The organism is Nitrospirae bacterium YQR-1 (assembly GCA_039908095.1).
Lineage (GTDB): Bacteria > Nitrospirota > Thermodesulfovibrionia > Thermodesulfovibrionales > Magnetobacteriaceae > Magnetomonas.
Window position 1 is genome coordinate 1 of sequence record JAMOBJ010000053.1, and the last position, 11845, is coordinate 11845.

At 43.1% G+C, this 11845-nt stretch carries 12 protein-coding genes; 6 read left to right on the forward strand and 6 right to left on the reverse strand.

Going from position 1 to position 11845, the window contains the following annotated elements:
- The coding region (locus H7844_15490; protein ID MEO5358683.1) for a hypothetical protein at positions 1 to 308 on the forward strand (308 nt) is incomplete at its 5' end.
- On the opposite strand, the gene H7844_15495 is transcribed toward H7844_15490, so the two are convergent.
- On the reverse strand, positions 290 to 826 hold the full coding sequence (locus tag H7844_15495; protein ID MEO5358684.1) for a hypothetical protein: 537 nt from the start codon (positions 824 to 826) through the stop codon (positions 290 to 292). The two genes, H7844_15490 and H7844_15495, sit on opposite strands and share 19 nt — an antisense overlap.
- A gap of 243 nt (positions 827 to 1069) precedes the next feature.
- On the opposite strand from H7844_15495, the gene ileS reads away from it, so the two are divergent.
- Together ileS and lspA are read left to right on the forward strand one after the other, a co-directional pair.
- Positions 1070 to 3871 carry an isoleucine--tRNA ligase gene (ileS, locus tag H7844_15500; protein ID MEO5358685.1) on the forward strand — a complete coding sequence of 934 codons (2802 nt, stop codon included), beginning with the start codon at positions 1070 to 1072 and terminating at the stop codon, positions 3869 to 3871.
- Positions 3872 to 3902: 31 nt separating this feature from the next.
- Positions 3903 to 4370, forward strand: a complete 468-nt coding sequence (gene lspA, locus H7844_15505) for a signal peptidase II (GenBank protein ID MEO5358686.1) — start codon at positions 3903 to 3905, stop codon at positions 4368 to 4370.
- A gap of 193 nt (positions 4371 to 4563) precedes the next feature.
- On the opposite strand, the gene argC is transcribed toward lspA, so the two are convergent.
- The 3 genes from argC to rplM are packed head-to-tail and all read right to left on the reverse strand — an operon-like array spanning position 4564 to position 6443.
- Entirely contained in the window at positions 4564 to 5604 is a 1041-nt protein-coding gene (gene argC, locus H7844_15510) for an N-acetyl-gamma-glutamyl-phosphate reductase (GenBank protein MEO5358687.1), read from the reverse strand.
- A complete protein-coding gene (gene rpsI, locus H7844_15515; GenBank protein MEO5358688.1) occupies positions 5604 to 5996 on the reverse strand; it encodes a 30S ribosomal protein S9 in 393 nt (130 codons plus the stop codon). Before rpsI ends, argC begins: the two co-directional genes overlap by 1 nt.
- An 18-nt stretch (positions 5997 to 6014) precedes the next feature.
- Positions 6015 to 6443, reverse strand: a complete 429-nt coding sequence (gene rplM / locus H7844_15520) for a 50S ribosomal protein L13 (protein ID MEO5358689.1) — start codon at positions 6441 to 6443, stop codon at positions 6015 to 6017.
- Between the two features lie 191 nt (positions 6444 to 6634).
- On the opposite strand from rplM, the gene H7844_15525 reads away from it, so the two are divergent.
- Together H7844_15525 and gltA are read left to right on the forward strand one after the other, a co-directional pair.
- The gene (locus H7844_15525) at positions 6635 to 7459 is read left to right on the forward strand and encodes a sulfide/dihydroorotate dehydrogenase-like FAD/NAD-binding protein (protein MEO5358690.1); all 825 of its coding nucleotides are present in this window, start codon (positions 6635 to 6637) and stop codon (positions 7457 to 7459) included.
- Positions 7460 to 7494: 35 nt separating this feature from the next.
- Complete coding sequence (gltA, locus tag H7844_15530) at positions 7495 to 8913, forward strand: NADPH-dependent glutamate synthase (GenBank protein ID MEO5358691.1); 1419 nt, start codon at positions 7495 to 7497, stop codon at positions 8911 to 8913.
- 21 nt (positions 8914 to 8934) lie between these two features.
- Here the strand turns inward: gltA and H7844_15535 are convergent, their stop codons facing one another.
- Together H7844_15535 and H7844_15540 are read right to left on the reverse strand one after the other, a co-directional pair.
- The gene (locus H7844_15535; GenBank protein ID MEO5358692.1) at positions 8935 to 10188 is read right to left on the reverse strand and encodes a molybdopterin molybdotransferase MoeA; all 1254 of its coding nucleotides are present in this window, start codon (positions 10186 to 10188) and stop codon (positions 8935 to 8937) included.
- Positions 10189 to 10238: 50 nt separating this feature from the next.
- Positions 10239 to 10931 (reverse strand): zinc dependent phospholipase C family protein, encoded by a 693-nt coding sequence (locus H7844_15540; GenBank protein MEO5358693.1) that lies wholly within the window; start codon positions 10929 to 10931, stop codon positions 10239 to 10241.
- 316 nt (positions 10932 to 11247) lie between these two features.
- Here H7844_15540 and H7844_15545 point away from each other — a divergent pair.
- Positions 11248 to 11845: hypothetical protein (locus tag H7844_15545; GenBank protein MEO5358694.1), on the forward strand; the 598-nt coding region annotated here is incomplete at its 3' end.

Consider the following 11845-nt stretch of genomic DNA (forward strand, 5'->3'; position numbering starts at 1 on the left):
GCCAGGGCGGGGTTGGTAAAAGCACAATGGCTGAATATATGGTTCAACGGGCGGTTAGTAAAAATCCGGCTAAAACGGTTCCGGTTATTATCACTGATAAGGTGAATACAATTGACGATGTTATAAAAACTATTGAAAGTGCGATGACAGATACCGGTGAAATTGCATTGATTAATTTGACAATTTCTGCAAAGTCAATTCGAGAACCATTAGACAGGCTTAATGCTTTATTAAGAGCTTTTACAAAAGAATCTAATCCGGTTTTGGTGTTTGACAATCTGGAGACTTTTCAACCGTCGTCTGTGTAGTCTATTTCGACATGGCCGGTTTTAAGAAGCGGCTCGAAGGCTTTCAGTATATCATACTCTTCTTGTTCGTATGAAAGCCGTGATTTGTAATCCAAATCAAGCGGGGAGGAAATCATAATCAGGATTTTTAACGGTGCCGCTATATGCGGTGTAAAATCTGATAAGTTTTTATCAATTACAGCAGCCGGCGTCTTTAATATATGGAGGCTTTCGATACTGCCTAGCGGAGTGTCTGTCTCTGATTCCTCAGCCATTGACCACGGGAGGTTCAGGATTTCGCTGTCGAAGTCAATGAGCCGCAGAGTGTAATGATTGCCGGTTGCAAGTGCATCTTTGACAATGGCTTTGACCTCAGAGTTGGAGTTGATGATGTATGAAAGCTCTTCTTTTAGCGGTTCAAGGATTTTTTTATCAGCTGTCCCCCTGTTTTCTATCTCTCCGGCAAACTGCAAGCCGAGTTCTTTTAAAATTTTCCTTTGCTCATCGAGAATATTAAGTGTAACGCTTCTCCATCGCATTGGTATCCTCCTCCTCTATCATAGCTAACATCATGCGAATTTAATTTAAACAGGAATATATTTCATACCAAGCTGCATTTATTAAGTATATCACAGGCAGCTGGGAACAGGCAACTTGGTATTACTTCTTATTATCTCCTTTAATTTAACTCCTTTACTCGTTTTGCTTACCTCTATGTCGGTTTTCCGGATATCTTTTTATTTCTTGACATAAAAACAGTCTGTAGGTTAGAATCCAAAGTTATGGCAACGGATTATAAAGATACGCTCAATTTACCTGAGACGGACTTTCCGATGAAAGCCAACCTCTCAAAGAGAGAACTTGAATTTCTTACTCTCTGGAAAGAAACCGGTCTTTATAATAAAATGTTGAAGAAAAACTCAGGGAATCCACCTTATATCCTTCATGACGGCCCACCCTACGCTAACGGACACATCCATATAGGACACGCCTTAAATAAAATTCTTAAAGATATAATTGTTAAGTTTAATTCCATGAAAGGAAACTTTAGCCCATATGTGCCGGGCTGGGACTGCCACGGTCTTCCCATCGAACTTCAGGTTGACAAAAACCTCGGAAGCAAGAAACACGAAATTACCATACAACAAAAGAGAAAACTTTGCAGGGAATATGCCGGTAAATTCATTGATATCCAGCGGGATGAGTTTATGAGGCTTGGCGGACTTGGCGATTGGTTTAACCCCTACATAACAATGACATATGGTTATGAGGCGGCAATAGTCGGGGAGTTTTTCAAGTTTCTGAAAAACGGATATGTCTATAGAGGACGAAAACCCGTCCACTGGTGCTCATCATGTATAACAGCTCTGGCTGAGGCCGAGGTTGAGTATGCTGAGAAGCAATCACCCTCAATTTACGTAAAATTTAAACTTACAGGAGATAGTACCGAAAAACTTGACCTTAAAAATAAGGATATTTATATTGTAATCTGGACAACCACACCGTGGACACTTCCAGCTAATTTAGCCCTTGCCGTTGACCCAGATGTTAAATACGCTGTCCTTGAAAACAATGAACAATTCTACATCGTGGCAATGGAACTTATCGAAAAAATTGCAGGGGAAACAGGACTTACAGGCAAAGTGCAAAAATCTGTAACAGGCTCTGAATTAGCAGGCCTTCAAGCTCATCATCCTTTTATAGAGAGGCTTTCAACCGTAATAACCGGTGATTTCGTAACGGTTACAGACGGCACAGGCATTGTCCATATAGCGCCGGGGCATGGTGAGGATGACTATCGGGCCGGGCTAAAAAACGCTCTCGAGATATATGTACCGGTTGACGATACAGGGAAATTCACAAAAAGCGCCGGATTTCTGCAAGGTAAGTTTGTATTTGCAGCAAATGCGGAAATCATAGAGCATCTTCGTCAAAACGGCTCTTTAATACATGCCTCTGATATAACTCACTCCTACCCACACTGTTGGAGATGCAAAAAACCGGTGATATTCAGAGCTACCGAGCAGTGGTTTATCTCAATGGATGCCGGTAATCTTAAACAACGCTGTCTGAAAGAGATAGACACTGTGCAGTGGGTGCCGGGCTGGGGAAAAGACAGAATAGTGGGAACGATGAAAAATCGCCCTGACTGGTGTATATCCAGGCAGCGCACATGGGGTGTGCCGATTGCTGTGTTTTTGTGTAAAGAGTGCTCTGAACCTGTAACTGAGCCGGAAATCCTTGATCGGATTGTCAAAATTTTTAGCGAGAAAAGTTCCGATATTTGGTTTGATATAAACCCTGAGGGGTTTTTGCCTGCCGGTTATGCATGTAAGAAGTGCGGACATGGTTCATTTAAGAAGGAAACCGACATACTGGATGTATGGTTTGACTCAGGAGTCAGTCATGCTGCGGTTTTAGAAAATGTAAAGGGGCTGGCGTGGCCTGCTGATATGTATCTTGAGGGCAGTGACCAGCACAGAGGGTGGTTTCAAAGCTCACTTATTGCAGCAACAGCCACCCGTGGCAAGGCCCCCTTTCGTACAGTTTTAACCCACGGTTTTGTTGTTGACGGCAAGGGCAAGAAGATGTCCAAATCCCTTGGCAACGTGATCTCCCCCGATGAAGTAATTAATAAAAGCGGAGCCGAAATTCTGAGGCTTTGGAGCTCTGCCGAGGACTACAGAAATGACGTGCGAATTTCAAATGAGATAATGGCACGGCTTACCGAGGCTTACCGAAAGATTCGCAACACCGCACGATTTCTGCTGGGTAATATATCAGACTTTGACGGCGCTGATATGAGTAAATCCCTGTTGGAAGCAGACCAGTGGGCGATGTCCCGGCTTGAGCAGTTGAAAAAGGTGGTAACTACCTCCTATGAGAGCTTTGAGTTTCACGAGGTCTATCACACTTTACATAATTTCTGCATAGTGGATATGAGCTCATTTTATCTGGACATTTTAAAAGACAGGGTTTATACATTTAAAAAGGACTCAACAGAGAGGCGCTCAGCCCAGTGGGTAATGCTTCAGATAGTATCATCTATGGCACGTTTGATGGCGCCGATTCTTTCCTTTACAGCAGAGGAGGTTTGGCAGTCACTGAGGAAATCAAAGGCAGGGGCTACGATGTGTCCTGAGGAAAGCGTGTTTCTTACATCATTTCCGGTAGTTGACGGCGTATTTTTGAATGAGAAGATTGAGGAGCGCTGGGCTAAGTTAATTAGTGTTAGAGATGTAGCCAACAAAGCGCTTGAACTTAAAAGACAGGAGAAATTCATTGGTAACGCACTTGAAGCAAAACTTCTCATTTATGCCGATAACAGCTTGTATTCATTGCTTAAAGCATATGAGAGTTTTCTGCCGACACTGTTTATTGTCTCTCAGGCTTTCCTGCATAAATATGATGGCTCTGAGATTGACAACAGTTGCTTTATGAGTGATGATATTAAGGGGCTTGCCGTAAAGGTTCTGAAAGCGGATGGGCTGAAGTGCCAGAGGTGTTGGAACTATAGTGAGACGGTAGGAACGATTATCGATACACCGGAGATTTGCAACCGTTGCCATGATGTGCTTAACTAATAAACTTCCACAATGTTTTAACTTCTGACAAATGGGATTATTTAAAGAACGGTCACCATACTTTTTGGTATCGCTGTGTGTTTTTATATTCGATCAGCTCACTAAATATCTGATAACCGTGAAACTTACCCTCTATGAGGTAGTTCCGGTTTTTTCATTTTTTAATATAGTCAGTGTAAGAAACCGTGGTTCAGCTTTCAGCATGTTTCAGAGTCTTGGCAATCCGATTTTTATAACTATAACGCTGATAGCGCTTGTGGTGATAGTGGTATTGCTGATTAAGTCCGGCAAAAAAGAAACCCTTTCATATGCACTGCTTTTAGGGGGAGCGGCGGGAAATCTCTTTGACCGGATAATTCGGGGCAGCGTGGTTGATTTCCTTGACTGCCATATAGGCAACTACCACTGGCCTGCGTTTAATGTTGCCGATTCGGCATTAACCATAGGGATTTTCCTTATCATTTTGAATCAGCTTGTATTGATGAAAAAGAAGGAGTAGTACCAATTGGTATAGCATGGTTTGATACCAGGTTGCAGTCAGAAGTAAAACACAGGCGGCAAGGAGAAAGCAACGCAGGCGTACTGTTTAGTACGTTGAGGAACTTTTGACGAAGCCAACGAAGTTAGACGATTGAATGCAACCTGGTATGTACGTAGCCTTGTTTTGTAAAGAGCTCCTGGAATACAGGCAACTAGGGCATAACCGGGGATAAGCTATCCAGTGCGGTTGTTTCTTTAAAGCCAAACATTATATTCATATTTTGAACAGCCTGACCGGAGGCCCCCTTTAGGAGATTATCAATTGCAGATACTACAATCAGCGTCTTATTGGCATTTATTGACAGCCCTATGTTGCAATAATTAGACCCGGCTACGTGCCGTGTATCCGGAAACATCCCCTTTTGAAGCACCCTTACAAACGGCTCATCCTTAAATGTCTCGTTATAAAGCTCCATCACCTCGTCAATGGATATATCCTTTTTAAGCTTTGCATACACTGTGCTCAACATCCCGCGATTTACGGGGATAAGGTGAGGGGTGAAGTTTATCCTTACATCGGAGGCCGTTATGGCTGAAAGCTCCTGCTCTATCTCCGGCGTGTGTCTGTGCGTACTCACACCGTAGGCTTTAAACCCATTGTTGACCTCACAGAAGGAAAAGGCAAGGTCAGCCTTACGTCCCGCCCCTGAAACCCCCGACTTAGAATCAATCACTATATCTGTAGTACTGACAATGTCTTGCTTAAGGGCAGGGTACAGAGCTAAAACTGCCGATGTAGGATAACACCCTGGATTGGCAATAAGCTGTGCCTCTTTTATAGATTCTCTATAAAGCTCAGGAAGCCCGTAAACGGCAGATGACAGAGCTCTATGATAATTATGTTTTTCTTTATACCATTTTTCGTAAACAACCGGGTCTCTGAGCCTGAAATCAGCCGATAAATCTATAATCCGCTTACCCCGTTCAAATAAAAAATTCACCGCCTCCTGAGAGGCTCCGTGAGGTAGGGCAAGGAAAAACACGTCGCCCTTATCTATAAGGGCTTCCATGTTGAGAGGTTCTAATATTAACCCACGAAAACGTAATAAATGCGGGAACAAATCAGTAGCAGGTTTGCCGGCTGACTTTTCTGATGTTGCCGCCACTACACCGGCATCAGGATGATTGCCAAGCAACCTTAAAAGCTCTGCGCCGGTGTATCCACTGGCTCCGCAGATTACAACATGTAACATTATCTCTTAGAGAACTGGAAGCGTTTTCTTGCGCCCTTCTGGCCGTATTTCTTTCTTTCCTTCTCTCTGGGGTCTCTTGTGACAAGACCTTCTTTTTTAAGTTTAGGTCTCAAATCCGAATCGGACTTCATCAGGGCTATTGTAATACCGTGTCGTACCGCACCGGCCTGCCCTGCCGGGCCCCCGCCGGTAACCTTTGCCTGCACATCAAACTTGCCGACCATGCCGGTGATTTCCAGCGGCTGTTTTATTATCATTCTCAGTGTCTCTCTGGAAAAGTAGTTCTCAAAAGTCCTTGAGTTAACTGTAATCTCTCCGGTTCCTTTCTTTAAAATGACACGGGCTACAGAGGTCTTCCTCTTACCGGTAGCCGCATACTTTATATCTGCCATCTTTTGTGTCTCCTTATACTATAAGTTTAAAAGTTCAGGCTTCTGTGCGGAATGCGGATGCACACCGCCTGCGTAAACCTTAAGTTTTTTTATAAGCGCACGGCCAAGCCTGTTTTTGGGCAGCATTCCCCACACGGCATCTCTTAACATAGCCCCAGGTTGCCTCTTTATACGGTCTTTTGCCGCTTCAGCCTTAATGCCGCCTATGTAGGTGCTGTGGTGGTAGTATATCTTATCGTTTAACTTATTACCTGTAAGCTTTACTTTCTCAGCATTAACCACCACGACAAAATCACCGGTGTCGGCATTCGGTGTAAAGGAAGGCTTATGCTTACCCCTTAAATATACCGCTATTTTAGCTGCCACCCTGCCAAGAATTTTGCCCCCGACATCAGCCACATACCACTTTCTATCTGCCTCATCTTTCGTAACATATCTGGTTTTCATTTGCTCCACCTTAAGTTTTTAATGATTAAACTAAATGATAAATTAAAACTAATAAAGTTGTCAACCTTAAATTGCACAAAAAACCCCATTTGACAAAGTAAAACAAAAAAATAAAAAATAATTTAATAAAACATGAAATATATCTATCTGATTTTAGTATAATAGAGCTGCAACAGGAATTGGCATAAACGATGTATAAAATAATTAGGAAAGAGATATTCTCTCCAACCACTTATATGTGGGAGATAGAGGCGCCCGATATAGCACAGGCATCCAGACCCGGGCAGTTTGTTATAGTCCATCACAGCAGCACCTCAGAGCGCATCCCCCTGACCATAGCCGATTATAATACCGGCAGGGGTACAATTACTCTCGTTATTCAGGTGGTTGGGAAAACCTCTAAAGAGATGACCTCATACGAACCGGGTGATTCCATTTTAAATGTGGCAGGACCGCTGGGTGAGGCCTCACATATCATGAAATTCGGAACCGTAGTAATGGTGGGAGGGGGCTTAGGGGTAGCCCCTGTATATCCTCAGTTGCGTGCCTTTAAAGAAGCAGGGAACCACACCATATCAATAGTAGGGTTCAGGTCTAAGGAAATAGTTTTTTGGGAAGAGCGTTTCAGGTATTTTTCAGATGAATTGATTGTAACCACCGATGACGGCTCTTATGGTGAAAAAGGCTTAGTAACCGAGCCTCTTAAAAGGCTTGTAAGTCACGGAGGGGTTAATCTGGTTATAGCAATCGGTCCGCTTGTTATGATGCGGGCATGTGCTGAGGTAACGCGGCCATTTGGAGTAAAAACCATCGTCTCTTTAAACCCGATAATGGTTGACGGCACCGGTATGTGCGGCAGTTGCAGGGTTAGTGTCGGCAATGAGGTTAAATTTGCCTGTATAGACGGCCCCGATATGGACGGCCATATTGTTAATTTCGATGAATTGCTTATCCGGCAAAGGCGTTTCGATAAATACGAGAAAATAGCGCTCAAGAGGTTCGACAGCTCACAGTGACATATAATATTGTAGAAGAAGAAAAGCCGAAAAATATCAACACAATTAATCCCCACAGGACGGAGGCAGGACACCAGGATGCAAAAGTACGCCGTAAAAACTTTCTGGAGGTTGTCACCGGCTATGATGAGAAGGCCGCCCATTCAGAGGCAAATCGTTGTCTTCAGTGCAAAAAGCCAGCCTGCATAACAGGCTGTCCGGTTAATATCAATATAAAGGGATTTATAAATGCCGTTACAAAGCATCGGTACGAGGTTGCCTATAGGATAATAACAGAGGCTAACCTTTTTCCGTCAATTTGTGGCAGGGTGTGTCCACAGGAGGTGCAATGTGAGGCAAAGTGTTTGGTTGGGAAAAAACATGCACCTGTAGCCATCGGAACACTGGAACGTTTCGTCGGTGACATTGCAATGAAAAACGATTGGAAAGATAACTCTGAAATAAAGCGCATTGGGAAGCGTGCAGCCATCATAGGTTCAGGTCCCTCAGGGCTTGCCTGTGCCTCTGATTTGGCAAAAGCCGGCTTTGAGGTTGTAATCTTTGAAGCGCTTCACTTACCCGGGGGCGTTTTAATGTATGGAATCCCTGAGTTTCGCTTGCCCAAAGGGATTGTCTTAAAAGAAATAGAGAACCTCAAAACCCTTGGCGTTAGAATTGAAACCAATAAGATAATCGGCAAGACACACACAATTGAAGATTTAATGCACAAACACCACTTTGACGCCGTATTTATTGGAACCGGCGCCGGCTATCCACAGAGCCCCGGCATAAAGGGTGAATTCTTAAACGGCGTTATGAGCGCCAATGAGTTTTTAACACGTGTTAATCTCATGCACGGCTATGATTTTCCTAATCACGCAACTCCGGTCGGCATCGGGCACAACATAGCCGTAATTGGCTGTGGTAACACTGCAATGGACGCCGCAAGGGTCGCTCTCAGGCTTAACACTAAAAATGTCTATATTGTTTACAGGAGAACGGTTAATGAAAGCCCTGCCCGTAAGGAAGAGATTAAACATGCCATGGAAGAGGGCATTCAATTTATATGGTTAACCGCCCCCGTTGAAATCACAGGCACCCCGGATGGCTGGATTAAGGGAATGCAGTGCATTAAACTTACACAAGGACAACCCGACAACAAAGGCCGCCTCACTGTAAGCCCTATAGAAGGCTCAGAGTTCACCCTCGATGTTGACACTGTCATATATGCTCTCGGTACAATGGCTAATCCCATTATCGGAAAAACCACCCCGCACCTAAAACTCGATAAAAACGGCTACATCCCCGTAGATGACGATACCCAAATGACCTCCATCCCGGGCGTCTTTGCCGGTGGCGATATATCTAAAAGCTCATGGGCGTTTACTACCGTCATCCACGCTATGAGCAAAGGCCGCCGTGCCGCTAAAGGTATTATAGATTTTGTAAATGAAGGGGAAAAAAAGGACAAGTAAGGTGATTTATACCAAATTGCATTATTTCTGAAAAAGTCTGATCTCTACAGTGTCGCCCTCTGAGATTCCCCTTTTGTCAGAGCCCACAACAATAACCCCGTCTGCTTTGGCCATTGTGGCAATCAGGCCGGATTTACCTAAAACCGGTATCGCCCAAAGCTCACCGTCCCGATTTTCCATCTTTACCCATATGTGGTCCTCTCTGCCGGGTAAAGATGATATGTTTTTTCCTATGCGGGCTCTTATCTTACCTGCATACTCCTCAGAAATACCATTCTCTGTTAAACCGGAGAGTTTTCTCCTTAAAACCCGCCTAACAAATACATCAAAAGCAACCATAACAGCCGATGGATGCCCGGGCAGACCAAACACCGGTTTACCGTTTGCCATACCAAAAATAGCAGGTTTCCCGGGTTTTATGGCTACCCCGTGAAATATGACCCCCGGTGCTCCAAATGAATTTATAATATCAGGCGTCATATCCATAGTTCCCACCGAACTTCCCCCTGTTATTAAAACCATATCGGCGCAATTGAGCGCTTTCTGCACAGCCTCTCTTATTGTGTCATAATCATCTCTGAAAATCCCCATTATTACCGGCTCCCCCCCATGCGCTCTCACAAGGGCCGTCAGTGTGTATGTGTTAATATCCCGCACCTGCCCAGGATTAATGCTGTCTTTGGGAGATACGATTTCATCCCCTGTTGAGATAATGGCAACAACCGGCAGTTTGTGCACACTGACAAGGGTAATCCCTAATGCAGCCAACACTCCGGTATCCTGTGGTCTTAGCATATGCCCTTTTTGGAAAATAACTTCCCAGGCTCTTACGTCATCACCTTTTGATATCACATTTTCACCCGGTGCAACTGATTTTACCACCTCTATAGTTTCATCGTCTAATTTCTGGGTATGCTCAAGCATTAAGACGGAATCAGCGCCCTCGGGAAGCGTTCCACCGGTGGGGATTTTAGCTGCCTCAGCAGGTTTTAATATGAAATCCGGCAACTTACCCATCAAAACCTCATGTTTTACATTAAAATAAGCAGGGATTGACTCCGAGGCACCAAAGGTATCAGCACTGTTTAGGGCAAAACCATCCATTGTAGAACGTAAAAAAGCCGGCAAATCCTCACCGGATATAATATCTGCCGCCGTAATGCGTCCGGCTGCATTTTCAAGCCCAACAATTTCGACATCAGTAACAGCGTATTTAGCGGAATTAATCAGACTTATGGCGGTTGATACAGAAATCAACCCAACTCTTCCTAACATATCCGGCATCTTTACAGTTTTTATACCAATTCTAAACCGGATTAGTCATCTTACAAAAAAAGGCTTTTGTAGAGTTTTCCGTGTTTTATATCACCGGATGGTTTTATATCGGCTATTTTTGAGCTTTTGCCGTGTTTTAAAATATCTATTATGCGCCTGAGGGACTCCTCAATAAGCTCTTCAATCATATGACGCGGAGGCGTGTATGAATAAGGCATATGGCCCTCTACAATATTTATAACCCCGCCTGTAGCAAGTAGCGACATAAAAAGAAGGCTTTTGTAAATCCTCTTATTTATCTTAAAAGACAAAAATAGTTTACAAATAGAATTCTCTAAAAAAAGATCATTGCGCTTTTGCACACTCTTTTTAATAGCTACAGCCTGAAGCCAGTACTTTCTGTTGATAAAGCTGTCTGCTTTGAGTTCATAGAGGGTATGTTCTATATTTTTACTTTCTCTGGTCAAAATATCGTGGGCAACGGTGTCTGCTGCAAGATGGGAAAGGTACCCACATGCAAAAGCCTTTTGTTGTGAGGTTTTAGCTCCCTCAATAAGTCTGAAACCGAAATCCCACGAATGGGAACTCTTTTCCTGCGGCAGATACTTTTTCCCCAACACTATATCTGCTATTATGTTGCCATAGAGAAAATCTTCTTTAAAACGATTAATCACAGCGCTGACAGCGGGCGGCAGAAGAAATGAAAAAAACAATACTTCATTTGCCAGATACGTATGGGTCAAAGGCCCCCAAGCATAACAGACAGATGGAAACAGCATAAAAACAATCAGGTAAAAAAACTTGAGCATCTTGTTAAGTGTACTATATTTGAGTAAAAAAGTCTATAAATAAATTTGACCCGAAATCCGATATAGAAAAACCGATAGCCCGCTAAAAGTGGATTTTGAGCAGAAAATTATATCGGATTTCGGGTGGCTCAGTGTAATAGAAAAGTGAAAATGTCCGGTTTTTAGCAAAACAAAAATGACACACAATCACTCCAGTTATGTTATTTTAAGTTATCGTAGTCGATTTATATTAAGAGATAAAGAGGCGGGGATGCATCAGCAACTTGACTTAACATTAAGAAAACTATTTAAGGATATACCGGTTGGGTTACTTAAATTTTTAACCGGATTTGATACGGGGAAATTTCTTGATGTAGCACTTGTTGATATTCAGTATCGGTTTCCTGACTTGATTGTAGAGCTGCCTGATGGCAGTATTTTACACATCGAAATTCAGAGCACTAACGACAGTACGATGTTGATGCGGATGTATCTTTACTCTGCCCTGATTTTTAGCCAGTTTGGGGTATTACCCAGGCAAATTGTTTTATATGTAGGCAATAAGCCTCACAACATGAAGACCACGGTAGGAACCTATTTCTATGAGATAATTGATATCGGAGACATAGACTGCTCAGAATTATTAAAGAGCTGCAAGCCTGAGGATATAGTGTTGGCTCTTTTATGCAAATCAGAGAATATAGATGCCACGATATCTAAAATTGTAGAGAAATTATCTGCATTACCGACAAAAACCAGAAACGATTATTTTGTAAAATTACTGAATCTGGCTGAATTTCGGAAACTATCACAGAAAGTAAGTGAGGAGGTAAAAAAGATGCCTATAACAATTGATGTAAGAGAGAGTG

Coding starts and splice junctions, on each gene's coding strand:
- lspA (MEO5358686.1), top strand. CDS start 3,903: ATGGGATTATTTAAAGAACGGTCACCATACTTTTTGGTATCGCTGTGT.
- rplM (MEO5358689.1), bottom strand. CDS start 6,443: ATGAAAACCAGATATGTTACGAAAGATGAGGCAGATAGAAAGTGGTAT.
- ileS (MEO5358685.1), top strand. CDS start 1,070: ATGGCAACGGATTATAAAGATACGCTCAATTTACCTGAGACGGACTTT.
- argC (MEO5358687.1), bottom strand. CDS start 5,604: ATGTTACATGTTGTAATCTGCGGAGCCAGTGGATACACCGGCGCAGAG.
- rpsI (MEO5358688.1), bottom strand. CDS start 5,996: ATGGCAGATATAAAGTATGCGGCTACCGGTAAGAGGAAGACCTCTGTA.
- H7844_15495 (MEO5358684.1), bottom strand. CDS start 826: ATGCGATGGAGAAGCGTTACACTTAATATTCTCGATGAGCAAAGGAAA.
- H7844_15535 (MEO5358692.1), bottom strand. CDS start 10,188: ATGTTAGGAAGAGTTGGGTTGATTTCTGTATCAACCGCCATAAGTCTG.
- H7844_15525 (MEO5358690.1), top strand. CDS start 6,635: ATGTATAAAATAATTAGGAAAGAGATATTCTCTCCAACCACTTATATG.